This is a genomic window from Arthrobacter sp. ok909 (assembly GCF_900104405.1).
Lineage (GTDB): Bacteria > Actinomycetota > Actinomycetes > Actinomycetales > Micrococcaceae > Arthrobacter > Arthrobacter humicola.
Genome location: NZ_FNJS01000004.1, coordinates 223,692 through 247,027, shown reverse-complemented (window position 1 = coordinate 247,027; position 23,336 = coordinate 223,692). Strand labels below are relative to the sequence as shown.

At 66.5% G+C, this 23,336-nt stretch carries 19 protein-coding genes and 1 pseudogene; 4 read left to right on the top strand and 16 right to left on the bottom strand.

The features are described from left to right. The 10 genes and pseudogenes from BLR03_RS05650 to BLR03_RS05605 form a co-directional block, all read right to left on the bottom strand. A pseudogene (locus tag BLR03_RS05650) lies at window positions 1–353 on the bottom strand (bifunctional D-altronate/D-mannonate dehydratase); the annotation flags it as partial. A 30-nt stretch (window positions 354–383) separates the two neighbouring features. After that, window positions 384–1,811 (bottom strand): glucuronide transporter, encoded by a 1,428-nt coding sequence (uidB, locus tag BLR03_RS05645; protein ID WP_091250571.1) that lies wholly within the window; start codon window positions 1,809–1,811, stop codon window positions 384–386. A gap of 59 nt (window positions 1,812–1,870) precedes the next feature. Further along, entirely contained in the window at window positions 1,871–3,682 is a 1,812-nt protein-coding gene (gene uidA, locus BLR03_RS05640) for a beta-glucuronidase (RefSeq protein ID WP_091250567.1), read from the bottom strand. A gap of 231 nt (window positions 3,683–3,913) precedes the next feature. Continuing rightward, entirely contained in the window at window positions 3,914–5,401 is a 1,488-nt protein-coding gene (locus BLR03_RS05635; protein ID WP_091250564.1) for a mannitol dehydrogenase family protein, read from the bottom strand. Beyond that, a complete protein-coding gene (gene uxaC, locus BLR03_RS05630) occupies window positions 5,398–6,825 on the bottom strand; it encodes a glucuronate isomerase (protein WP_091250562.1) in 1,428 nt (475 codons plus the stop codon). The genes BLR03_RS05635 and uxaC overlap by 4 nt, the downstream gene beginning before the upstream one ends. A gap of 194 nt (window positions 6,826–7,019) precedes the next feature. Beyond that, the gene (locus BLR03_RS05625) at window positions 7,020–8,084 is read right to left on the bottom strand and encodes a LacI family DNA-binding transcriptional regulator (RefSeq protein WP_091250559.1); all 1,065 of its coding nucleotides are present in this window, start codon (window positions 8,082–8,084) and stop codon (window positions 7,020–7,022) included. 101 nt (window positions 8,085–8,185) lie between these two features. Further along, window positions 8,186–9,352, bottom strand: coding sequence for a Gfo/Idh/MocA family protein (locus BLR03_RS05620; protein WP_091250556.1), 1,167 nt, complete (start codon window positions 9,350–9,352; stop codon window positions 8,186–8,188). Window positions 9,353–9,370: 18 nt separating this feature from the next. After that, the gene (locus BLR03_RS05615) at window positions 9,371–10,240 is read right to left on the bottom strand and encodes a sugar phosphate isomerase/epimerase family protein (protein WP_254788182.1); all 870 of its coding nucleotides are present in this window, start codon (window positions 10,238–10,240) and stop codon (window positions 9,371–9,373) included. A gap of 101 nt (window positions 10,241–10,341) precedes the next feature. Beyond that, window positions 10,342–11,217: an ATP-binding cassette domain-containing protein gene (locus BLR03_RS05610; protein ID WP_091250552.1), complete on the bottom strand. Its 876-nt coding sequence runs from the start codon at window positions 11,215–11,217 to the stop codon at window positions 10,342–10,344. Next, on the bottom strand, window positions 11,214–12,980 hold the full coding sequence (locus tag BLR03_RS05605; protein WP_091250617.1) for a dipeptide/oligopeptide/nickel ABC transporter permease/ATP-binding protein: 1,767 nt from the start codon (window positions 12,978–12,980) through the stop codon (window positions 11,214–11,216). Before BLR03_RS05605 ends, BLR03_RS05610 begins: the two co-directional genes overlap by 4 nt. Window positions 12,981–12,997: 17 nt before the next feature. Here BLR03_RS05605 and BLR03_RS25270 point away from each other — a divergent pair, with 17 nt between their 5' ends. Continuing rightward, window positions 12,998–13,162, top strand: coding sequence for a pentapeptide repeat-containing protein (locus BLR03_RS25270; protein WP_139184466.1), 165 nt, complete (start codon window positions 12,998–13,000; stop codon window positions 13,160–13,162). On the opposite strand, the gene BLR03_RS05600 is transcribed toward BLR03_RS25270, so the two are convergent. The 4 genes from BLR03_RS05600 to BLR03_RS05585 all read right to left on the bottom strand — a co-directional run bounded on the left by BLR03_RS05600 (window position 13,157) and on the right by BLR03_RS05585 (window position 17,853). Next, window positions 13,157–14,098: an ABC transporter permease gene (locus BLR03_RS05600; RefSeq protein WP_091250549.1), complete on the bottom strand. Its 942-nt coding sequence runs from the start codon at window positions 14,096–14,098 to the stop codon at window positions 13,157–13,159. The two genes, BLR03_RS25270 and BLR03_RS05600, sit on opposite strands and share 6 nt — an antisense overlap. A 6-nt stretch (window positions 14,099–14,104) precedes the next feature. Beyond that, window positions 14,105–15,634, bottom strand: coding sequence for an ABC transporter substrate-binding protein (locus BLR03_RS05595; RefSeq protein ID WP_091250546.1), 1,530 nt, complete (start codon window positions 15,632–15,634; stop codon window positions 14,105–14,107). A gap of 288 nt (window positions 15,635–15,922) precedes the next feature. Further along, window positions 15,923–16,930, bottom strand: coding sequence for a Gfo/Idh/MocA family protein (locus BLR03_RS05590; protein WP_091250543.1), 1,008 nt, complete (start codon window positions 16,928–16,930; stop codon window positions 15,923–15,925). Window positions 16,931–17,001: 71 nt separating this feature from the next. Further along, window positions 17,002–17,853 (bottom strand): sugar phosphate isomerase/epimerase family protein, encoded by an 852-nt coding sequence (locus tag BLR03_RS05585; protein ID WP_091250540.1) that lies wholly within the window; start codon window positions 17,851–17,853, stop codon window positions 17,002–17,004. Between the two features lie 299 nt (window positions 17,854–18,152). On the opposite strand from BLR03_RS05585, the gene BLR03_RS05580 reads away from it, so the two are divergent. Together BLR03_RS05580 and nadE are read left to right on the top strand one after the other, a co-directional pair. Continuing rightward, complete coding sequence (locus tag BLR03_RS05580; RefSeq protein ID WP_091250537.1) at window positions 18,153–19,175, top strand: LacI family DNA-binding transcriptional regulator; 1,023 nt, start codon at window positions 18,153–18,155, stop codon at window positions 19,173–19,175. A 232-nt stretch (window positions 19,176–19,407) separates the two neighbouring features. Beyond that, window positions 19,408–20,229, top strand: coding sequence for an ammonia-dependent NAD(+) synthetase (nadE, locus tag BLR03_RS05575; protein ID WP_091250531.1), 822 nt, complete (start codon window positions 19,408–19,410; stop codon window positions 20,227–20,229). A 78-nt stretch (window positions 20,230–20,307) separates the two neighbouring features. Here the strand turns inward: nadE and BLR03_RS05570 are convergent, their stop codons facing one another. After that, window positions 20,308–21,135, bottom strand: coding sequence for a plastocyanin/azurin family copper-binding protein (locus tag BLR03_RS05570; protein WP_254788179.1), 828 nt, complete (start codon window positions 21,133–21,135; stop codon window positions 20,308–20,310). A 473-nt stretch (window positions 21,136–21,608) separates the two neighbouring features. Next, the gene (locus BLR03_RS05565; RefSeq protein WP_091250526.1) at window positions 21,609–22,385 is read right to left on the bottom strand and encodes an IclR family transcriptional regulator; all 777 of its coding nucleotides are present in this window, start codon (window positions 22,383–22,385) and stop codon (window positions 21,609–21,611) included. A gap of 201 nt (window positions 22,386–22,586) precedes the next feature. Here BLR03_RS05565 and BLR03_RS05560 point away from each other — a divergent pair, with 201 nt between their 5' ends. Further along, window positions 22,587–23,327: a CoA transferase subunit A gene (locus BLR03_RS05560; protein WP_091250523.1), complete on the top strand. Its 741-nt coding sequence runs from the start codon at window positions 22,587–22,589 to the stop codon at window positions 23,325–23,327. Window positions 23,328–23,336 lie beyond the last annotated feature (9 nt).

Here is a 23,336-nt window from a genome sequence, read left to right as displayed (position 1 = left end):
CGCAGCCCGTTCCGGGACGCCCCGCCCAGGAGCTGGTAGACCGGCATCCCGGCCAGCTTGCCCTTGATGTCCCACAAGGCCATGTCGACGGCGGCGATCGCGGCCATGGTGACCGGCCCGCGGCGCCAGTAGGAACTCCGGTACAGGAACTGCCAGGTGTCCTCGATCCGGTGCGGATCCTTGCCGATCAGCAGCTGCGCGACGTGCTCCTTCAGGTACGCGGCCACGGCAAGCTCGCGGCCGTTGAGCGTCGCGTCGCCGATGCCGGTCACGCCGTCCTCCGTGGTGATCCGCAAGGTCACGAAGTTCCGGGAGGGGCTGGTCACGAAGACTTCAGCGGCAATGATTTTCACAACAGGTCCTTATCTGGGTGGTGGGGTGGCTTAGTTGCTGGGTGCCAGCGGTGCGGCCTCGGCGGAAACAGTGCCGTCGGCGTCGTTCCGGGAGGTTCCGACGGCGTTTCCGCCGGCGCTGCCGGCGCCGGCGGTGCGGCGGACCTGGATTTCGCTGAGGATCCGGGCGTGCATGGTGTCGGTGAGCGTGTACTTGGCCATCACGAGCACGGCCAGGATGGTCATGATGGCAGGCAGCGCGCCGGCCGCCAGCTGGATGCCGAAGACGGCGTCGGGGGTCTGGACGGCGCCGGACTTGTAACCACCAAGGGCCAGGGCATAGGCCGCGAGCGCTCCCCCGACGGCCTGGCCGGTCTTGCGGGTGAAGGAGAACAAGGCGTAGGTGATGCCCTCGGTCCGGACGCCGGTCTTCCATTCGCCGTATTCGACGGTGTCGGCTTCGAGGGCCCACACCACGATGTTGACCGAGAGGACGCCCACGAGGCTGATGACCAGGCCGCTGAAACCGATCCAAACCTGGCTTGCCGGGGCGAAGAAGACGATGGCGCCCCCAATGACTGTGACCAGCGACGAGAACATGTAGACGCGCTTCTTGCCGAGGTTCCGCACCAGCTTGGGCATGAACCCGGCCAGCACGAAGGTGAGGACGAGTTGGATGATGGAGAGCGCGGGGTACAGGTCCAGCCGGCCCAGGACATCACGGAGGTAGTACAGCTGGACCGAGGTGAGGGCCAGGTATCCGGTCAGGAAGAAGAAGGAGCTCAGGCACAGCATCAGCAGCGGCCGGTTGCCCTTGAGCGTGTCCATGCTCTGTTTTAACGTGACGTTGGGGACGGCACGGTGGACGCGCTCCTTGGTGGTCAGGACGGTGAATAAGTACAGGGCTGCACCGATGACGACGAAGATCAGGGTGATCGTGGTGAACGTTACCTGCAGGTTGGCGCCCGGCTTGATCAAAGGGGCCACGAAGATGCCCAGGGCGGAGCCGACCAGCATCCCGCCGACCATCCGGGCCGAGCCCAGCTTGGCGCGCTCGGCGGGGTCCTGCGTCATGGCGCCGGCCAGCGAACCGTAGGGAATGTTGACCAGGCTGTAGGCCAGGCCCAGGGCCGCGTAGGTGACGTATGCGTAGAGCAGGGTGCCGGATTCGCCGAGCGCGGGGATGGAGAAGGTCGCCACGCTCAGCAGCAGCAGCGGGATGGAGCCGAACATGATGAACGGGCGGAACTTGCCGAACCGTTTGCTGTAGGTCCGGTCCACCACGCGGCCTGCGAAGACGTCGGCGAAGGCATCGAAGATCCGCACAACCAGCAGCAGGGTGCCGGCGGCCGCGGCCGAAATCCCTGCGACGTCCGTGTAGTACACGAGGAGGAACATCGTGGCGGTGGTGAATGCGAGGTTGTTGGCAGCATCGCCGGCGCCATAGCCGACGATGCTGAGCTTGCTCAGCTTTTTCATGAATGGGCTCCTTTACCCGTTGCCGGACCTGGGGTCCGGCGAAAAATGTGCGGTAAGGCCTACGCCTCGGAAGTGGTGTTCTTGGTGCCGGCCAGTGCCGTCCACCGCTGGCGCAGGGCATAGGCGGCGGGCTTGGGCCGCCTGTCCCGGGTGAAGACGCCCTTCTTGTTGCCGTCCACGCGCATGATGCCGTTGGAGGTCTGGAAGTCCGCGAAGTTCCAGACCTGCTCGCCCACCATGGCGTCCACGCGGTCGAAGACCCGGTGGTACATGGCCAGGAACGCGGACTGGTATTCCTCGCTCCAGGGCTGCTCATAGATCGAGTGGAAACCGGGCATGGTGTCCGGTCCGTACTCCGTCATGATCATGGGCTTGCCGTACTTGGCGTCCCACTCGCGCAGTTCCTTCTCGAGGGACCGCTCGGCTGTTTCGAGGTCGCCGTTGTTGAGGTACCAGCCGTAGTAGCGGTTGAGCAGGATGACGTCGAACAGGTCCCCGAGCAGTTCCTTGTCCGGGGTGTCGAACATGACGTTGACGTAGCCGACCGGCCGGGTGGGGTCCAGCCGGCGGGTCAGTTCCGCGAGGGGCGCGAAGTATTCGCGGGCGCCCTCTTCCGAGCCATTGGGTTCGTTGGCGATCGACCAGATGACCACGGACGGGTGGTTCTTGTCGCGGGCGACGAGCTCGGAAATCGCCTGCCGGTGGTTGGCGGCGGTGTTGGCGTCCACACCGCCCTCGACGTAGGTCTTCTTGGCAATGCCGCCGAAGACGGCGCCGAAGCCCAGATGCAGCCCGACGGCGGCGGTTTCGTCGATCACCACGATCCCGTGCCGGTCCGCGAACTCCATGACTTCCTCGGCGTAGGGGTAGTGCGAGGTCCGGAAGGAGTTGGCGCCCACCCAGTCCAGGAGTTGGAAGTCGTTGACCATCTGGGCGTTGCTGTGGCCCTTGCCGATGGCCACGTGGTCCTCGTGCATACCGAAGCCGGTGAAGTAGAAGGGTTCGCCGTTGATGAGGAATTCCTTGCCGCGGACTTCCACGGTGCGGACCCCGACCGGCAGGGTGTAGCTGTCCAGCAGCCGGTCGCCGTCGCGGATTTCGGCGGTGAGGCTGTAGAGGTAGGCGGCGCCGGGCTTCCAGAGCAGGACGTCGGCGATCGTCAGGGTGCCGCGGGCGCCGTCGGCGCGGGCAACCTCTGCGCCGTCGGCGTCCCGGAGGGAAACGGTGACCGTTTCACTGCCGGTTCCGCCGGCGGTGGCGATGGAGTACTCGACGCTGCCGGCCGATCCCTCGAAGCCGGTGACCACCGTGATGTCATCCAGCCTCACCGCGGGGGTGCTGAACAGCCAGACGCTGCGGTGCAGTCCGGCGTAGTTGTAGAAGTCGTGGAGGTAGCTCTGCTGGCGGCGGCCGTCCTCGGTGACGGTGATGGTGCCCGGCGGGATCGTGGCCTGGGTGAGCTCGTTGTTGACGGAGATGGTGAGGCGGAAGACCTGCCCGGGCGTCACGTGCCCGGTGATGTCGGCGCTGAACGGCATGTAGCCGCCGGTATGCTGGGCCACCAGGGTGTCATCGACCCACACCATGCCCTCGTGCGTTGCGGAGTCCAGACGGACGTGGATGCGTTCCCCGGCCCAGCCGCGCGGCACGCGCACGTCCCGCTGGTACCAGACGTAGCCGACGTGATCCCTGATGGCTTTGTCCGGGAAGACGTCGTTGTAGCTGGCCGGGACACCCATTTCCAGGTCCGAGTCCAGCGGCGCCTGGAACCATTCGTCCCGGTGGCCGGAGCGGTCAAAGTCCACCTTGAAGCGGTACAGGCCGTCGAGATTGACGATCTCGCGGGTTTCACTGGCCTGGGGCTTGAGCATCGTGGGGAATCCTTACGCGTCGTTGCGGGGCGAGCCTTCCGGTGCGGCCGGCCGTGCCGGTTGCCACCCGGTGGCCTCTTCGTCTGGATGTAATCCTAGTCACTTGGCAATCTTTTGGCAAGCGGTTGCCATAAATTTCTCGCAGACCCGGTCCGCCCCGCGTCCGGCACAGCACTGCCCGGGAACCGGTGAGGGCCGGCGCCCGGGCAGCAGTGCCTGCAGAAGGTCCTCTTACTCCGGGACAGCCGGCCCGGAAAAGGTTCCCCGGAGGTTCTCGACGAGCTCGGCGACGGGACCGCCGGCGGGTGCGGCAGTGTCCACGAGCTCCGGGAACAGCAGCGCGAGCAGGGCACGGGTGCTCTCCGCGCCGCCAAGCGCGTTGGCCGCAGCCACCTCCGCCGCGAGCGGGTCCTGGAACTGGGCCGCCGAGGCGCTGAAATCCATCCAGGCGGCGATCATGCGGGCCGCCGCCGCGCCGGAACGGCCCCGGGCACGCTCGGCCAGCAGCACGGGAACCGCGCGCATGCGCAGCTTGGTGCTTCCGTCCATCGCGATCTGGGCCAGGTGATGAGCGATCCGGGCGTTGCCGAAGCGCTCCAGCAACGCAGCGCGGTACGCGGGAATCTGCAGGTCGGGGCCGTGCAGGTTGGCTTCGGCCTCGTCCCAGAACCGTTCCACGGCCTGCCGGCACAGCTCGTCCTGCAGGGCCTCGGCCACGGTGGCGTGGCCGCGCAGCTGCCCGGCGTAGGCCAGCAGCGAATGCGCGCCATTGAGGAGCCAGAGCTTGCGGTTTTCATACGGCTCAATGTCATCCACGAACACGGCGCCGGCGTCCTGCCAGCGCGGGCGCCCGGCGGGGAAGTCGCCGCTGAGGACCCAGTTGCGGAACGGCTCGGCCACCACGGGCGAGGTGTCCCGGTAGCCGCAGGCGGTCTCGACGGCGGCGATGTCGGCCTCCGTGGTCCGCGGCGTGATCCGGTCGACCGAGGTGCTGACAAAGCTGACGTTGGCCTCGATCCAGGCGGCGAGCCCGGCGTCCCACCCGGCAGCCAGGCCGGTGACGGCCCGGCTGGCTACGGTGCCGTTGCTGGCGAGGTTGTCGCAGCAGACCACGGCCAGGGGTCCGGCCCCGGCGGCGCGGCGGCCGGCCAGGGCGAAGACCAGCCGGCCCAGCGGCGTCGCGGGGCTGCCGGTCCCCCGCGCGAGCACGACAAGGTCCGCCTCGACGTCGGGGGCCCGGAGGTCCAGCCGGCCGTCGGCGCCAAGCCGGTAGGCGGCCTCGGTGATGGTCAGGGTGATGATGGCGGTGGCGGGTGCGGACACGAGTTCGGCGAGCCGGCCGACGTCGGCCCCGTCCACGGCGGCAACAATGCTGCCGATCACTTCGAAGGAATCCGCCGCGTCGCCGCGCTCCACGAGCGTGAACAGGCCGTCCTGCTCCGCCAGCGCCAGGGCCGCGTCCGGGCGCCGGCCGGTGAAGGAGGCGATCCCCCATTCCGCGGCGTCGCCGGCCCGGTGTGTGTACCACGCCTGGTGTGAGCGGTGGAAGGCGCCGAGGCCCAGGTGCACGATCCGCACCGGAGCTTTGGCCGCGGGACGAAGGCTGCGGTTCAGCCGCGGCAGGTCTGCCGCCGCTTCCCCCGTAGCCGCCGCGGCCGCGGCCGCCGGATGCGCCAACCCGGCGGGGCCAGCGGCGCCGGCATTTTCTGTCGTGGTCATAGCTTGAAAACCCTTCGCGGGGCGCCGTCGACGAGGTCGACGATGATGTCGTGGGCGCGGTCCTCGCTGATCCGGTGTTCCGCCACGAGGCGGGCCAGGAAGGAGGCCTCGATCCGGCGGGAAGCATTGTGCCGGGCGGGGATGGAGCAGAAGGCGCGGGTATCGTCGATGAACCCCGAGGACCGGGAGAACCCTGCCGTTTCGGTCACGGCGGACCGGAACCGCAGCATGGCGTCCGGTGCGTCCAGGAACCACCAGGGCGCGCCGAGGTACACCGAGGGGTAGAACCCGGCCAGGGGGGCTAGTTCGCGCGAATAGACCGTCTCGTCCATGGTGAAGAGCACCAGGTGGAAGTCCTTGCTGTTGCCGAAGTCCTGCAGCACGGGCCGGATGGACTCGGTGTAGTCGATCGCGAAGGGGATGTCGTGCCCGGTGTCCGCGCCGTACTTGTTGAAGGTCTCCGTGTGGTGGTTGCGGAAGGACCCCGGGTGGATGGTCATGACCAGGCCGTCCTCCACGGACATCCGGGCCATCTGGTACATCATGTGGGCTTCAAAGTCTTCGCGCTCGGCGGCGGTGGCTTCGCCGGAGCGGGCCCGCTCGAAGAGCCGTTCCGCGTCTGCGGCGTCCAGCTTGAGGGTGCGCGGGGTGCGCACGCCGTGGTCGGCCGACACAGCGCCGTGCTCCACAAAGTAACGACGCCGGTTCTCGAGGCCGGTGAGGTAGCCGGCAAAGCCGCTGCCGCCGTCGCCCGCTGCCGCGATGAGGCGTTCAACGTTGCCGCCCCAGCCGGGGTTGGCCGGGTTCAGGTAGGCGTCGGGCCGGAAGGTCGGGAGCACGCGGCCGTGGAAGGTGGCATCCCCGGCCAGGGCCTTGTGGGCCGCCAGGTCATCCAGGGGATCGTCCGTGGTGGCCAGGACCTCGATGTTGAAGTCCTTGAACAGCTGGCGGGGGCGGAAATCCGCTTCCCGGAGCCGGGCGGAGATGGCGTCGTAGGAGGCATCGGCGGTGGCGGCGCTGATCTCGCGGTCCAGGCCAAAAACGCTGTGGAACTGATCGCGGAGCCAGTAGCCCGAGGCGGTGCCCTCGAAGAGCGGCCAGGCCTCGCAGAACGCACGCCACACGGCGCGCGATTCCGGCGCCGCCGCGGACGGGTCTGCCTGGGCGCCGGCCTGCGCGCGCAGCTGTTCGAGCGGCACGCCGCTGGCGTGGATCAGGCGGGTGACGTAGTGGTCCGGGCTGACCAGCAACGCCGCCGGATCGGGGAAGGGTGTGTTCTGCTCGAGCACGGCGGCATCGACGTGTCCGTGCGGGGAGATGATCGGAAGGTCCTGGACCCGGCCCAGGAGATCGCGGGCGATGCTTCGCGTTCCGGGATCCGCGGGCAGGAGCCGGTCTGGGTGGGCAGAAATCGACTGTGACATAGCTCAATGGTCGTCTCGCACTCGGCGCTTGTCAACCGGTTGCCAAAAATTGCCAAAAGATTCCATGGGGCGTTTTCCGCGCCTAGTACGGATCCCCGCGGCGGAAACGGACGTCCGCGGCCGGGATCCCGGCCGCGGATTTCCAAAAGTGCAGCGGAATGCAGAAAGGGCCGCGGACTGCGAGGCTGCGGCGCCTACTTGGCCGCGATCAGCCTGCCGCTGGAACCGCGCAGCACGAGCTCGGTTTCCACCCGCAGCGTCTCGGGGGGTTCCCCGCCGGCGCCGGCGAGGCGGTCCAGGAGGATCGTTGCCGCGCCGGACCCGCATTCGCCCAGCGGGGACCGCACGGTGGTCAGGGGCGGGGTGGTGAAATCCGCCCCGAAGATGTCGTCAAAGCCCACGATGCTGATCTGGTCCGGGACCATGAGGCCGGCGGCCTGGAGTTCCTGCATCAGGCCGATGGCCAGAAGGTCGTTGTACGTCAGCACCGCCGTCGCGCCGCTGGCCAGGACCTCGCGCGCGGCCTGCCGGCCGCCGTCGACCGTTGGCTTGCTGGATTCGAGCCGCACGGCTTCCAGCCGGGACCATTCACAGGCGGAGCGGACTCCGTCCCAGCGCCGCGCGGACATCCAGGACTGGGACGGGCCGGCCACGTAGGCGACTTTCTTGTGCCCGTTCGCGGCCAGGCTGCGGACGGCCTCGCTGATCCCCTTGTTGACGTCCGGGACGACGGACGGCACGCCGTCGACCTCGCGGTTGATGACCACCACGGGCTTGTCGCGGGCGAGCGCGCGGATGTCGTCGTCGTCCATCCGCGGGCTGGCGAGGATAAGTCCGTCCACGGTGGGCATCATCCGCCGGGCGGTGGTCAGTTCGGTGGCAGCGGACTCGGCCGAATCCGCGAGGACCAGGGTGTAGTCGCGGGCGGTGGCAGTGGCCCCGGCGCCGCGGATGATGTCGAAGAACGTGGGGTTCGTGATGTCGGCGACGATCAGGCCGAACGTGCTGGTCCGCCCCGTGGGCAGGGCACGCGCGAAGGGGTTCACGTGGTAGTTGAGCTCGGCCGCGGCGTCCTCGATGAGTTTCTGCGTCTTGGCGCTGACCCGTCCCGGCTTGCTGAGGGCCCGCGAGACCGTGGACGGGTTGACCCCGGCGACCCTGGCGATGTCGTAGATGGTGGCGCTGGATTTCCCGTCGCGGGCATGCTTCTTGACCGGTGCTGGTGTTGCGGCAACGTCGGGCTTCGCGGGTTCAGTCACCGCCCCATCCTACCGATGAAACCGGACCCAAGTAGCTGGCAGCAGGGGCCGTTTTGAGCCCGCATAACGGCCCCTGCTGCGAGTCAGTCCGGCTGGGTGCACTAGACGCGCTCGGGGAACTTCCCTTCCCCGGCGATCCGCTTGTTGAGCTCAGTGAGGAACTCGTCCTCGTCGAAGTCCAGGCCGACTTCGCGGCCCGTCCAGCTGGAGAGGTGGATGGCGTTGGCCAGCCGGACACCCTTGATGCCGTCCGAGCCCGGCGCCAGTAGCGGGGTGCCGTCCAGGATGTTGGCGGCGAAGTTTTCCAGGACACCCGCGTGCTGGGCGCCCCAGACGGACTCGAACTCGATGACCTCGGTGCTGTAGTACGCCTCAGGGTTCAGCTCGCCCATGAAGAGCTTCCGGACGTCATCCATGTCCATGCCGTCGCTGAGTTCGCGCTCCGGCTTGTGCAGGCGGGTCACGGTGGCCGTTTTGGAGTTTTCGACCACGATCTTGCCCTGGTCGCCCAGGATTTCGAAGCGGTCGGTGCCCACGAGGTCGTGTGTTGCCGTGACGAAGACGCCGGTGGCGCCGTTGCCGTAGTCCACCACTGCGGTCACTTCGTCCTCGACGGCGATGTCACGGCGGAAGCCGTAGGCAACCTTGGAGTACACAGACTTCGGCACGCCACAGATCCACTGCCACAGATCCAGCTGGTGCGGTGCCTGGTTGACCAGCACGCCGCCGCCTTCGCCGCCCCAGGTTGCCCGCCATTCGCTTGAGTTGTAGTAGCCCTGCGGCCGCCACCAGTTGGTGATGATCCAGTTGGTTCGGCGGATCGCGCCGATTTCGCCGTTGTCGACGATTTCCTTGAGCTTCTGGTACAGCGGGTTGTTGCGCTGGTTGAACATGATCGCGAAGGACAGTTCCGGCTTGCCGGCGGCAAACTCGTTGAGCTCCTTGACCTGCTTGGTGTAGACGCCGGCGGGCTTCTCCACGAGGGCATGGATGTCGCGCTTGAGGGTCTCGATGCCCATCTCCGGGTGCAGGAAGTGCGGCACGCACGTGACGACGGCGTCCACATCGCCGCTGTCCAGCATGGCGATGTAGTCCTCGTAGAACGGAACGTCCGGGTATGTTGCTGAAGCACGTTCCTTCTTCGCCGGATCAGTGTCGCAGATGGCGCCGATCACCATGTTCGGGACCAGTCCGTCCGCGATGAACTTGGCGTACATGCCGCCCTGCTGGCCCAGGCCGATAATGCCGAGGCGTACTTGCTTACCCATGTGGGGGTTCTCCCTAATCTAGAAAAGGTTCGAGTGGCCCATGGCCACGAGGTTGTCGTAGGAGGTCTGCAGCGCGTCCCAGACGGTGCGCCCATAGAGTTCGTCCTGCTCCACGAGCAGGTAACGGGCGCCGGCGGCCTGCGCGGCCGGGATGATGGCGGGGAAGTCCAGGTTGCCCTCGCCCACTTCGGCGAACTGGACCACGTCCTTGAAATCGGCCATGAAGCCCTTGAAGTCTCCGGTTTCCAGGAAGCCGAAGGCACGCTCGGGCAGCTGGCCGATCCGGTAATCCTTCAGGTGGACCATGGCCGTGCGGCCGGCGTACTTTTCCAAGGTGCGGACCGGGTCGAGGCCGCCGCGCTGGACCCAGTGGACATCGATTTCCAGGCCCATGGCCGGTGAGGTGGCGGCGATGATGTCCAGCATGTAGGTGCCGTCAAACTTCGCGAACTCGATGTGGTGGTTGTGGTAATACAGGCCGATCCCGTGCCCGGCCAGTCGCTCGGCGTATTCGTTGGCCTGCTTGGCGAAGTCCACCACGGCGTCGATCGACGTCATGGCCGGGAACGGCAGCATGCCGATCCGCAGGAGCTTGGCGTCAAGACGCTGTGCGTCCTCGACAATCTTGTCGAAGTGGTCCTTCAGGGAATCGGCGGGCATGCCCTTGGGGGTTTCCATGGCCACCGAGAGGGCGGCCACGTCCATGCCGAGCTCGGTCTGCGCGCGGTCCAGTTCCGCCACGTTCTCCGGCGTCATGGGGATCTGGGAGACCTCGACGGCGTTGTAGCCGATTGCATTGACCTTCCGGAGCGTCTCGAACGCCCCGAGTTCGGCAAAGCTGTCCTTCAGCATCATCGCCTGCACGCCAATTCTGGCTGTTGTTTTCATGCCTGTTCCTCCGTTGCCTGCCGGATCCTCGAGGAGAATCCGGCCGTTGTGTTCGTTTGCCGTTGTATCCGTTTGCCGTGGTCTTTGCCTGAAGCGGCCCCTCAGGCGGGGACGCCCGCTTGTTCGTGCTGCATCCGCTGCGTTTCGAGGAGGCGGTGCCGGTCCGCGCGGCGCTGTTCCTGGCGGTCCGGGTCCGGGACCGGGGACGCGAGCAGCAGCCGCTGGGTGTAGGGGTGGTCGGGGTCGGTCGTGACGACGCCGGCCGGGCCTTGTTCGACGATCTCACCGCGGTACATCACGGCGACGCGGTGGCTGATGTGCCGCACGACGTCGAGGTCGTGCGAGACGAAGAGGTAGGAGACGCCGGTGTCCTTCTGGATCTGCAGGAACAGGTCCAGCACCCGGGCCTGGGTGGAGAGGTCCAGCGCGCTGACGGGCTCGTCGCAGACAATCAGCTTCGGCGAGAGTGCCAGGGCCCGGGCGATCGCGACGCGCTGGCGCTGCCCGCCGCTGAATTCGCGCGGCAGCCGGTTGATGGCATCGGACGGCAGCCCCACCTGGTCCAGGAGTTCCTTCACGCGCTTCTTGGCCGGCGCGGCTTCCATGCCCTGCACGCCCAGTGGTTCGGCGAGGATGTCGCCGATTTCCAGTGCGGGGTTCAGCGAGGTGTACGGATCCTGGAAGACCACCTGTAGCTCCCGGCTCAGGACCCGCCGGTCCTTGCGGGTGGAGTGGCTGATGTCCTTGCCTTCGAAGCTGATCTTCCCGGCGGTCACCGGGGCCAGCCCCAGGATGGCGCGGCCCAGGGTGGTCTTGCCGGACCCGGACTCCCCCACCAGTCCCAGGGTTTCGCCCCGGCCGATGGAGATGTTGATGTCCGTCAGGGCGCGGAAGGGCTTGGCCCGGAACTTCTTGCTGGGGTACTCCACCACCAGTTGGTCCACGGTGAGCAGCGGCGCACTTTCCATGGTGCTCATGCGACGGGCTCCTTCTGCAGGGTGGAAACGAGCGTGGACATGGGTTCCTTGCCTTCGAGCATCGACGCCAGAAGCGTTTGTGTATAGGGTTCCTGCGGATTGCGGAGGATGTCGCGGACGGATCCTTCCTCCACGAGCCGGCCGTTCTGCATGACGGCCACACGGTCGCAGAGGTCCGCCACCACACCGAAGTTGTGGGTCACCAGGATGACGCCGATGTTCAGGCGCTGCTGGAGTTCGCGCAGCAGGTCCAGGACGTCCGCCTGCACCGTGACATCCAGGGCCGTGGTGGGCTCATCGGCGATCACGAGGTCCGGTTCGCAGCTGATAGCTCCGGCGATCAGCACGCGCTGGGCCATGCCGCCCGAGACTTCGTGCGGGTAGGCGCTGAAGGTCCGGTCCGGGTTGGCGATGCCGACGTCCGTGAGCAGTTTCAGGGCCCGTTTCCTGGCCTCGGCCTTGGAGATCCCGAGGACGCGCACCATGGGCGTCACCAGCTGGTAGCCGATGGTGAAGGCAGGGTCCAGGTTGCTCATGGGCTCCTGCGGAATGTAGGAAATCCGTTTGCCGCGCAGCTTGGACAGCCGCTCCTGACTGACCCGTTCATCGCCCGGGGCAACGGTGTAGTTGCCGTCGAACTGGATGGAGCCGCCCACAATGCGGGCGTTGTCCGGCAGCAGCCCCAGGATGGAGAAGGCGGTCTGGGACTTGCCCGAGCCCGATTCGCCCACAATGCCCAGAATCTCGCCGCGGTCCACGTGGAAGGAGACGTCGTCAACGACTTTCTTGATGGAACCGTCTGCCTGGGGATACCCGACGCCGAGATTGGTCACCTTGACCAGGTGGTGCTCGGTTCCGGCGACGACGGCGGCCACCGGCTTCCGGGACGGCCGCGCGCCGGCGGGTGCCGCCGTCGTGCCTTCCAGCGCGACCTTCTTTTTGCGGTGTTTGACCTTCTCGCCGTCTTCCAGGGCGTCGCGGAGGGCGTTGCCGAGCAGGACCAGCCCGCCGATGGTCAGCGCCATGGCCAGTGCCGGCCAGAAGAGCAGGGTCGGGTTCAGGTAGACGTTCTTGAAGCCCTCGGAGAGCATGACGCCCCAGGTTGCCCTGGTGGGGTCGCCCAGGCCCAGGAACTCCAGGCCGGACTGGATGGCAATGGCCACGCCGGCAATCGCCGCGGTCTGGATGATGATGGGGGCCCGGACCACGGAGAAGATGTGGCGGGCGATGATGCTGAGGTCGGACAGCCCGGAGACCCGTGCGGCGTCAACATAGAGCTCGTTGCGCACCGACTGGACGGCCGTGCGGGTCAGCCGGAAATAGGAGGGGCTGATCAGGACGCCGAAGGCGATCATGGACATCCACACCGAGGGGCCGAAGGCCGCCCGGATGGTCAGTAGGACGATGAGGCCGGGAAGGCTCATGAGGATGCCGACCACCCAGTTGGAGGCCGCCTCGAACTTCCCGGCGTAGTAGCCGGCGATCAGGCCGGCCGGCAGGCCGATGGCAATGGCCACGCCCGCGCAGAGCAGGGCGGAAAGCAGCGTCAGCTGCGCGCCAAACAGAAGCCTGCTCCAGACATCGCGCCCGGCGCTGTCCGTTCCGAGGATGTTCACGGAGTCCGGAGCGGCGAGGGTCTTGGCAATATTGGCGTAGTTCTGGTCAAAGGGCGCCAGGACCGGCGCCAGGATGGCCAGAACCGCGATCACCGTCAGGATCGCGATTGCAGCGATCCCCAGCGGGTTCCTGAACAGGCGGCGAATGACGGTGGAGCGGACGACTGCGCCGCTCTGACCTGGGCCGCTGTGACCTGCGCCGGTCTGACCTGCGCCTTTCTGACCTGCGCCTGTCTGACCTGCGCCTGTCTGACCTGCGCCTGTCTGAACCGGCGAGGCGGCCGGTACCGGGGCGGCGGCAGCCACAGTTTCTAAAGAATCGCTCATGACACACGCACCTTCGGGTTGAGCCAGCCATTGAGAATGTCCACCAGCAGGTTCACCACGATCACGACCACCACCGTGTACATCACGACGCCCATCACCACCGGAAGATCCGACTGGCCGGTGGCGGCGACCGCCAGCGGGCCCATGCCGGGCAGGGCGAAGATCTGCTCAATGATCACGACGCCGCCCAGCATGCCGATCAGCTGGAGGCTCAGCACGGTGAGTCCGGCGGGGGCGGCACTGCGCAGGACGTGCTTGAAGAGAATCTCGCGTTCGCTGATGCCCCGGCTGCGCAGGGTGCGGACGTAGTCCCGCTCGAGTTGTTTGATGACGGCGCTCCGGATCTGCTGCGCGCCTCCGGTGACGCCGTTGATCAGCAAGGCGATCACTGGAAGCGCCATGGAATAGACCCACGCGTCGGGTCCGGAGTCCGGCGAGATGGTGCTGGTGGCCGGGAAGAGGCCCAGCTGGATGGCCAGGAGGGTGACCAGGATGACGCCGATCACGAACCCCGGAACGGAGTCGCCGATGATGGCGCCAACCTGGACCACCCGGTCCACCCAGCCGCGCTTGACGGCAGCAAGGACGCCAATGAGGGCGGCGCAGATTGCGATCAGGATCATTGCGGCGAAGACCATGGTCATGGTCACCGGGATCCGGCTGGCCAGGGAGTTGGCCACCGGTTCCGAGCTGAACCAGGAGGCTCCGAGGTTTCCGCTCAAGGCATCGACCACCCAAGCGAGGTAGCGGGCCACCAGGGGCTGGTCCAGTCCGAGCTCGTGTTCTTTCATCGCCACCTGCTCAGCGGTGGCCTGGTCGCCCAGGATGTTCCTAGCGATACTCCCGCTGGAGATGTATAGCAGGAAGAAGGTGAGCGCCGAGACAACAACCAGCACCACCAGCCCGCTGCCCAGCCTTTTCGCAATGAACCTGATCATGGCGTCCTACTTGGCGGGTGAGTAGTTGTAGATGGACGGAACGGCCTGCTGGATCTGCGGGGTCACGTTCACCTTGGCGTTGTGGTAGTACATCTGGTTGACCCGGAACAGCGGCGCGAACCAGGCCTGCTCCACCACATACTTGTTGACGTCCTGGGCCAGCTTGCCGGCATCGGCGCCGCCGTTGCGCACGGCGCCAATCTTGGCGTCGAGTTCCGGCGTCGCGTTCTTGAACGGGTTGTAGAGCGCCTTGGTGGAGACGATCTGGTTGATGGCAACCGTCGGCTCACCCTGGAAGAGCGAGAAGTACATGGTGGTGAACTTCTGGGAAGCCACATCGGACGTGAAGGTGTTGGTCAGCGCGGCGCCCACCTTGAGGGTGATGCCCACGTCTGCCAGCTGCTGCTGGACGACGGAAATCTGGGTTTCGAACCCGGGGACGCTTGGGACTTCCAGGGTGACGCCGTTTTCGTAGCCGGCGTCCTTCAGGAGCTGCTTGGCCTTGGCGGGATCGTAGGTGTAGTAGTTCTCCAGCTCCGGGGTCCAGGCCCCGCTGGCCTTGCCAAACGGCTGCGAGGTCGGCGTGCCCTGTCCCAGCATGACCTGGTCCAGGATGGTCTTGCGGTCGAAGGCGTAGTTGATGGCCTGGCGGACCCTGACGTCCTTCAGCGCCGGGTTCTTGGCACCGTCACGGTCCATCAGGAGCAGCCCCTGCCAGTCAACCTCGTTGGCGGCCAGCTGCATCTTGGCGCCCTCGGCCTGCTTGCCGGTCTTGGGGTCCAGGAGGGTGGCGTCCACCTGGCCGGAGACCAGGGCGTTGGTGCGGGCGGTGAGATCGGTCAGGATCTTGAAGGTCAGCTTGGAGTACTTCTGCAGATCCTTGTTCCAGTAATCCTTGCGTGCCGTGAAGACCGTCTGGGAATCCTTGACGGAGGCGGCCTTGTCCATCACGTAGGGGCCGGAGCCGACGGGTTCGGTCTTGATGCCCTCGGTGCCGAGCGCCTTGGGGCTGCCCATCAGGCCGGCGGCCTGGCTGAGGAAGTATTCCAGGGCCGGGTCCGGGGTAGTGAGGTTGATGTCAATGGTGTCGGCGTCCACAACCGTCACATCCTGAACGGAGGACAGCTGCGCCATCTGCGGGCCGTTGGCCGTCTTGAAGTGGTCAATGTTGGCTTTGGCCGCCTCGGCGTCGAACTTGGCGCCGTCGCTGAAGGTGACGTCCGTGCGCAGGTCCACCGTCAGTTTGGTGTTGGTCGCGTTGTATTTCCAGTCCGTCGCCAGCATGGGGCTGAGCTTTCCGTCCGGTTCCCGCAGGATCAGGGTGTCATAGACCGCCTGGTACGGCTGGAGAAGGTGGCCCACGTGCGCCTGGGCGGGATCCCAGGAGCGGACGTCCTGGATGGTACCCAGCGTCAGGGACGTGGCGGGGGTGCCGGCGGCCGCGCCACCGGCTGCAGCACCGCCGCCACAGGCTGTGAGCGCGAGGGACGCGCTGAGGATGAGGGCAGCGGCTGCTGCCTTGGGACCGAACTTCATTGTTGGCTCCTATCGCTTGACGAGGTCCGTTTCACCGGACGCTTGCAGCGGCGCTGTGGCCTGGACCACAGTGCCGCTTGTGGGTTCAGCGTACGTTGGGTTGCCATATCTGGCAATCGGTTGTCATGAAGTTTCTGCTTTGTTGCCTTGCGACGCGTTTGAAGGCGCAGCACGACGGCGGCATGGCGCCACTCAGGGGTACGCCGGGGCGCTCCGGCACTCTTGTAGACCGGCGACTCTTGGTAGGAGCCCGCGGCACGCGCCGGGGGCACTCCGGGAGTCCTCCGCTTAGGAGACTTTGGCCTCGGAGCCGGGATAGGACTGCCGGTACAGTTCCTTCACGATCCGCAGCGACTTGGCCCCTTCGGCGGCGTTAATCCAGAACGGGCCCGGTTGCGCCAGCCCGGCATAGAAGTCCGCGATCAGCAAGGCATGCGAGACACCCCAGTAGGAGCGCCCGCCCGAGCCGATGGCGCGTTCGCGCACCATCTCGCTGCGCCCGTCGTCGTACGTGACCGTCAGGTCACCGCGCAGGCTCAGTGCTGCCTTTTCGGTGCTGATGTCCAGGGTGACGGGCGCGTTGACCGTGTTGGCGAGGGTGGCGTAGAAGACACTGCGCGCGCCGTTGCTGTGGAGGGCCGCGAACTCCGCCGTGTCCTCCACCTCGATGGCTTCCGCCAGCGCGCGGGTTGAGGCGCTGCCGGAGAGCGACACGATGTCCCCCACCAGCCATTGCAGCAGGTCAACGGTGTGGATGGCCTGGTTCATCATGAGGCCTCCCCCGCCACCGCCCCAGCTTCCGCGCCAGGGCCGACTGAGGTAGTAGTCGGCGTCGCGGTGCCACATGACCGTGGCCGAGGCCCCCAGCACGTTGCCCAGCTCGCCCGAATCCAGCAGCCGCCGCATTTCCTGCACCGGGGCGTTGTAGCGGTTTTGGAAGCACAGGCCAATCCGGGCCGTGCTATCCGCGGCAGCGGCCAGCAGCCGCTCGCCCTCGGCCAGAGTGTGCGCCAGGGGTTTTTCGAGCACCACGTGGATGCCGCGGCGCAGGCAGTCGATGGCGATCCCAGCATGCTCGTGGTGCGGGGTGGTGATGTGCACGACGTCCGGGACGGCCGCCTCCAGCATGTCGCGGTAGTCCTCGAACGCCGGGACCCCGTGAGCCGCCTGCGCCGCGGCGCGGCGCTCAGGATCCGTGTCACAGACAGCCACCAGTTCGGCGTCGTCCATCCCGGCAAGCGCGTCAAAGTGAACGATCGACACGTCGCCGCAGCCGATGATTGCCGCCTTTTGCATCCGTAGCTCCCTCATTCGTTTAGTGCTTCATCCATTGGCTGATTCATTCGTTGGGTGCTGCTGCGGTCCTGCTAGATGAGGTCGATGTGGTTCGTCGCGGCCAGCTCGGCGAAGGCGCGGGCCGCGGAACCGAAGGCAACCGGGCCAGAGAATCCGCCCAGTTCATGGGCGCTGGCCAGGTGCGGCTCCAAGGAGGCGAAGCCGCGGTAGCCGTCGGCCTTCAGGGCCGCGATGGTTTCCTTCAATTCGCCGTCGCCCTGCCCGGCCGGGACCACTTCGCCGCTTCCCGCCAGCGCATCCTTGACCTGGAAGTATTCCAGGTAGGGGCGCAGCATGGCGTAGCCGTCGGTGAACGGCTTGACGCCGACCTGGACGAAGTTCGCGTTGTCCCAGGCAAGGCGCAGGGACTGCGAATCGACGGACTTCATGATGTCCAGCACCCGCTCGGGCGTATCGCCGTAAATGCCCTTTTCGTTCTCATGCAGAAGCACGACGCCGGCCTCCGCGGCGAGTGCCGCCAGCGCCGCCATGCGGGTCATCACGTCCTCGCGGATCTCTTCCTGGCTCTGCCCCGCGGCCCGGTAGAACGAGAAGATGCGGATGTACTTGGTGTCCAGCGTCTTGGCGGCCTCAATGATCCGGCGCAGCCGCTGCACTTCATGCTCAACCGGAAGGGACACCTCCACCTTGCCGATGGGGCTGGCGACGGCGGAGACCTTCAGGCCCTTGGCGTCCAGAACTGCCTTGAGTTCGGCGAGCTGCTCCGCCGAAAGCTCGGCAACGTTGGTTCCCCAGGCGCTGCGCACCTCAATGTGCTTGGCGCCGATCGCCAACAGCACTGCCGCCTGGACCTCGGGATTGGGGTCAACCTCGTCGCCAAAGCCGGAAAGGGTGAAGGTGGTTGATGCTGACGCTGTTGTCAATTTGGGCTCCCGCTTCAAGTGCCCCGCCACCGGGGCAGGGTGAGTCAGTTCACAGTGATGGTCTCGATGCGAGTCTATCCGGACTGCCAATTCTTGACAACCGATTGCCAAAAGTTTGCAACTGTGCCATTCTTTGTTCACGGCGCCCCTGTGGCGCGGCTCACTCGGCACGGTTACTCAGCAACGCGCGCAGTGAGCCGCGCCTGGTGGTTTCCGGCAGATTTCCCTGAGAGTTCAAAACGTAATGCTCGGAAAACCGAACATCACTGCCCAGAGACACTTGCTCAGAGAGGAGCCCCGTGTCGACGCATCCGGACCAGGCCGAGCGGCCCGCAACCATCCATGACATTGCAGCGCTCTGCGGCGTGGCGGCCTCCACCGTTTCCCGGGCGCTCTCGACGCCGGACCGGGTCAACGTCCGGACCCGCGCGCGGATCGAGGAAGCGGCCGCCATGCTCAACTACACGCCCAACAGCCAGGCCAAGGCACTCAGTTCCGGCCGCACCGGCGCCGTAGGGGTCCTGGTGCCCGACATCACCAACCCCTTCTACTTCGATCTCATCCGCGGCACGCAGCTCCAGCTCAAGGCCGCCGGTTACACCCAGCTGCTGGTGGACACGGAGGAATCCGATGAGGTGGAAGCCAGCGCCATGGAGCAGCTCCGCAAGGGTGCCGACGGAATCATCGTGGCCGCCTCCCGGCTCAGTGACGAGGTCCTCCTGGCGGCGGCGGCGAAGATCCCGGTGGTTGCGGTCAACCGCGACGTTCCCGGGGTGCCCGCGGTCATCATCGACACCCCCTCCGCGACCAGCCAGGCACTGGACCACCTGATCTCGCTGGGGCACACCCGGGTCGCCTATGTGGCAGGTCCGGTGTCGTCGCAGTCCAGCGAACGGCGGTGGACTGCGCTGTCCGAGGCGGCCGAGGCGCGCGGCGTGGAGGTCCATCGGCTCGGGCCCTTCGCCCCGACCACACTGTCCGGCGCCGCCGCCGCAGATGCCGCCGTGCACAGCCGGGTCAGCGCCTGCATCGCTTTCAACGACCTCATTGCCATCGGGATGCTCCAGCGGCTGCGCGAGCGCGGGATCCGCGTCCCGGAGGACATGAGCATTGTGGGGTGCGACGACATCTTCGGCGCGGACTTCTGCAATCCGCCGCTGACCACCATGGCCTCCCCCATCGAGCAGGCCGGCCGGGTGGCCGTGTCCATGCTGCTGGCCCGGTTGAATCCCCTGGCCGGCGGAGCCCGGCGCAGCCGCTCCGTCATGCCCACCCACTTGACGGTGCGCGGTTCCACCGGCCCGGCGCCGCATGACCGATAAGCAAGGCCGGCGATCGACGGGGCCGGAGCTGCGCAACGTCCGTGGTTTTCGCGCCGGTTCCAGACGCGTGCACTGATTCCGGCAGTGCGCCCCGGGGATCCGCGTGGCGGTTGTCCGAAAGCGCAGCGGCGGTCCGGCAAAGCCGCGCAATTCCGACGCCGGAGCCGCGCTGACCCGCCGGCCCGGCTGCAACAGTTGAGCGTGGTTGACACCGCTGACTAGGCTGTGAGGCATGCGTGAACTCCAGGCGAAGATCATCGAAGAAATGGGCGTGCAGCCCCGGATCGACCCGGCCGGGGAGGTGCGCAAACGCGTGACGTTCCTGAAGGAATACCTGACGGCCACCCATACGAAGGGGTTTGTCCTGGGCATCTCGGGCGGCCTGGACTCCTCCCTGGCCGGTCGGCTGGCCCAGCTGGCGGTCGAGGAGCTTGAGGCCGAGGGCGTCGAGGCGAATTTCGTGGCCGTCCGGCTCCCCTACGGCGTCCAGCACGACGAGGACGATGCCCAGGCGGCACTTGACTTCGTGCGCGCCAAGACCGAGTGGACGTTCAATATTTCGGCTGCGGTGGACGGCTTCGAGGACGAGTTCGAGAAGACGGTCGGCAACGGGATCTCCGATTTCCACAAGGGCAACACCAAGGCCCGGACCCGGATGATCGCCCAGTATGCCCTGGCCGGCGGGCACAATTACCTTGTGATCGGCACGGACCACGGTGCCGAATCCGTCACCGGATTCTTCACCAAGTACGGCGACGGCGGCGCCGACATCCTGCCGCTGTTCGGGCTCAACAAGCGCCAGAACCGCGCGCTTCTGGCCGAACTCGGCGCGCCGGCCCGGATCTGGGAAAAAATCCCGACGGCGGACCTTCTGGACGGGACGCCCGGCCGCACGGATGAGGATGAACTCGGCCTGAGCTACGACCTCATCGATGACTACCTCGAGGGCCGCGAAGTGCCGGACGCCGTTGCCGAGCGGATCGAGGGGATGTACCTGCGGACCCGCCACAAGCGCACGGTTCCGGTCACGATTTTCGATACCTGGTGGAAATAGCCGGTACCCCGAAGGGCTGATGTGGCGCCGGCAGGCACCTGCCGGCGCCGAATCATCCGGTCTGCCTTATTCCGGCCCCTACTTCCGGACTTCGACGGTGCCCACCATGCCCATGAAGTCATGCAGGGCGCAGATGTACTTGAACTCGCCGGCCGAATGGAAGGTCACGGTAAAGTGACTGCCCGGCGGCATCAGCCCGGAGCTCAGGTCCCCGCCGGTGAAGTGGCCAGGGTCGCCGAGCGGTGCGAAGATGTTGGCCGGTTCCTTGCCAAACGTGACGGTGTGCGGGGCCCCCATGCCGTTGTTCACGAATGTCACGCTTTCACCGACCTTGATGCTGATTTCCTGGTGCACAAACCGCATGACCATGGAGGTCCCGTTGTCCGTGCCGGCGATGACCGTGTGGTTGTTGGCTTGGTCGCGGGCCGCGTCCCAGGACTTGTATCCGTCGCGCAAGATCTGGCGTTCCTGCTTCTTAGCCTGGCGGTCGTACTGCGACTGGCTGTACGGGTAGTCCGTTCCGGCGCTCCGGACGTGCACCATGCCCTTCATGGCCATCCCGTGCACCAGGCAGTAGTAGGTGAACTCGCCCGCATTCGGGAATGTCAGCGTGTAGTGGTCCGTTTCCTTGAAGCCGCTGTTGGACACGTTGCTCATCACGCCGGAGTTGTAGTAAGACGTGCCGTCATAGCTCTTTCCTCCGTGCCGGAAGATGTACCGGGGGTCTAAGGGATTGAACGGCTGAGTGGAGTCCAATGACTGGCCGGCGGCCAGGAACGTGACGGTGTGGATCTCGGCAGAGTTGGCTTTCCATGTCACTTTGTCGCCGGCGTTGATGTAAACATGCTCGGGCAGGAAGGCCATGCCTTGGATCGCTTGGTCCTCGGATTCGGACCCGACTTGCACGGTCCACGTCCTTGATGACTTGCCGCCGTCCGCCTGGGCGGCGCCGCTGACAGTCAGAGGGAGCACTAAGGCCATGACGGCAGCTATCAGGAGGCGCACAAGGCGCGGCATTGCATGTATTGCGGGGTGAGGAGCCATACGACTCACTCCTTTGGGGAAATTCCAAATGTACGGCCGGGGACCGGCCTGGTATTCGTTTCACGGCCGACGTCGACCACGGCGCCGGCCGGCGCCGGCGGAAGGCGCGTCCGCCGGGCCGTTCTTCCCCGGGGACCCCCTGGCGGGGTCGTGGAGTACGGCCGCCGGACCGTGCCCGCGGGCCGGGCACTGGCGATCATATCGGTGCGGGTAACCTCAGCTCACAGAGCGGCAGCTGAAGTCGCCGGATGCAGATACCATCGTGCTCCGCCGCCCTTGTTTTGTCGAGGCGTCCGGGCCGGCCCGCAAATCCCAGCAACACACTCCGATGGGTCCTAGCGGGTGCCTTGCAGCTGCGTCGAGATGCGGTGGGCCTCGTCCATGAGCAGCCGCCCCAGCTGCGGGCGACGGTCTTCCCGGAAGCGCGGCTCGATGCCCGTCAGGGAGAGCGCCCACGCGGGGCGGCCCCGCTGGTCGAAGACCGCCGCGCCCATCCCCCAGCTTCCTTCCAGGACCAGCCCCGGGTTGACCGAATAGCCGGCCTGCCGCGTCGCTTCGAGGTTCTCGCGGACAAGCGCTTCCGTGTGCCCGGCCGCGAAGCTGCCCGCGTGGGCTGACCAGTCCGAGAGCATTTCCTCCTGCTCTTCCGCCGGCAGGAACGCCATGATGGCGGTGCCCGCGGAGGCGACGCCGAGCGGAAACCGCACACCCTCGTGCAGCACGAAGGAACGGACCGGGAAACTTCCCTCCTCCCGGAGCAGGCAGACCGTCTCGTTGCCGCGGCGGATGGAAAAGAAGGCGCTCTCGCCGGTCTCCTCGGCGAGCCGCCGGAGGCTGGGCCGGGCGATGTCCTCGAGCGGGAAACGGGCCGAGGCCACGGACCCCAACAGCAAGATCTCCGGACCCAGCACCCAGTTGCCGCCCTGCGGGTCCTGGTCCAGCAGGCCCTCGGACGCCAGAGACGAAAGCAGCCGGTGCACGGTGGGCCGGGTGAGCCCGGATTCCCTGACGAGTTCCACGAGCGGGGAGCCTTCCGGTTTTCGTCCGACAATGCGCAGCAGCGACGCGACGCGGCTGACGACTTGTGCGCCCTGGACAGGTAATGAAGACATGTTTTTTCCTCGGATTTTGCGTTAGACCCACTCAAATTATCCATATTGTGGACACTCACCAGTGTACCGTCCACACTGTAAAAACGGCACCAGTGAGGCCAAAATCATCCATTGACAGCCCCCATTTCTGCACCGTAGGCTCCAACAGCAGAGGAACAGTCCACAAAGTGGATTGCATCAAGAGCTCAATGAGGAGATGCGATGTCAAAGCTGAAATCCGGAGCGGCCGCCGCGCTGCAAGACGTGCTGCGGGACGGCATGACGCTCGCCGTCGGAGGCTTTGGCCTCAGCGGCATCCCGGCTGACCTGATCGAGGCCGTGCGGGACTCCGGGGTGAAGGACCTGACGGTCGTCTCCAACAACATGGGCGTGGACGGCAAGGGCCTCGGTATCCTGATCGAAGCCGGACAGGTCCGCAAGGTCATCGCCTCCTACGTCGGGGAAAACAAACTCTTCGCCGAGCAGTACCTCGCCGGCAATCTGGAGGTGGAGTTCACTCCGCAGGGCACACTTGCGGAGCGCCTCCGTGCCGGCGGCGCGGGCATCCCGGCGTTCTACACGAAGACCGGCGTGGGGACCCTTGTCGCCGACGGCAAGCCGCTCGACGAGTTCGACGGCGAAACGTATGTCCAGGAACGCGCCATCAAGGCCGACGTCGCGCTGGTGCACGCCCACACCGCCGACACCGACGGCAACCTGATCTACCGCTACACCGCGCAGAACTTCAACCCGGTGGTGGCCACGGCCGGCGCCGTGACTGTCGCCGAAGCCGAGGTGATCGTGGAGCCCGGCCAGCTGGACCCGAACCACATCGTCACCCCCGGCGTGTTCGTCCAGCGCCTCGTCCAGGCCAGCGCCCGCGTCAAGGACATCGAACAGCGCACAGTCCGCCCACGCACTGTAGCTGCCGAAACCGCCGGGGCCACATCCGTTCCGGCCTGAGCGCCGCCC

Bases quoted from the DNA above. Each gene is read 5' to 3' on its own strand.
- uidB (WP_091250571.1), bottom strand. From the start codon at position 1,811: ATGAAAAAGCTGAGCAAGCTCAGCATCGTCGGCTATGGCGCCGGCGAT.
- uidA (WP_091250567.1), bottom strand. From the start codon at position 3,682: ATGCTCAAGCCCCAGGCCAGTGAAACCCGCGAGATCGTCAATCTCGAC.
- BLR03_RS05635 (WP_091250564.1), bottom strand. From the start codon at position 5,401: ATGACCACGACAGAAAATGCCGGCGCCGCTGGCCCCGCCGGGTTGGCG.
- uxaC (WP_091250562.1), bottom strand. From the start codon at position 6,825: ATGTCACAGTCGATTTCTGCCCACCCAGACCGGCTCCTGCCCGCGGAT.
- BLR03_RS05620 (WP_091250556.1), bottom strand. From the start codon at position 9,352: ATGGGTAAGCAAGTACGCCTCGGCATTATCGGCCTGGGCCAGCAGGGC.
- BLR03_RS05615 (WP_254788182.1), bottom strand. From the start codon at position 10,240: ATGAAAACAACAGCCAGAATTGGCGTGCAGGCGATGATGCTGAAGGAC.
- BLR03_RS05610 (WP_091250552.1), bottom strand. From the start codon at position 11,217: ATGAGCACCATGGAAAGTGCGCCGCTGCTCACCGTGGACCAACTGGTG.
- BLR03_RS05600 (WP_091250549.1), bottom strand. From the start codon at position 14,098: ATGATCAGGTTCATTGCGAAAAGGCTGGGCAGCGGGCTGGTGGTGCTG.
- BLR03_RS05595 (WP_091250546.1), bottom strand. From the start codon at position 15,634: ATGAAGTTCGGTCCCAAGGCAGCAGCCGCTGCCCTCATCCTCAGCGCG.
- BLR03_RS05590 (WP_091250543.1), bottom strand. From the start codon at position 16,930: ATGCAAAAGGCGGCAATCATCGGCTGCGGCGACGTGTCGATCGTTCAC.
- nadE (WP_091250531.1), top strand. From the start codon at position 19,408: ATGCGTGAACTCCAGGCGAAGATCATCGAAGAAATGGGCGTGCAGCCC.
- BLR03_RS05565 (WP_091250526.1), bottom strand. From the start codon at position 22,385: ATGTCTTCATTACCTGTCCAGGGCGCACAAGTCGTCAGCCGCGTCGCG.
- BLR03_RS05560 (WP_091250523.1), top strand. From the start codon at position 22,587: ATGTCAAAGCTGAAATCCGGAGCGGCCGCCGCGCTGCAAGACGTGCTG.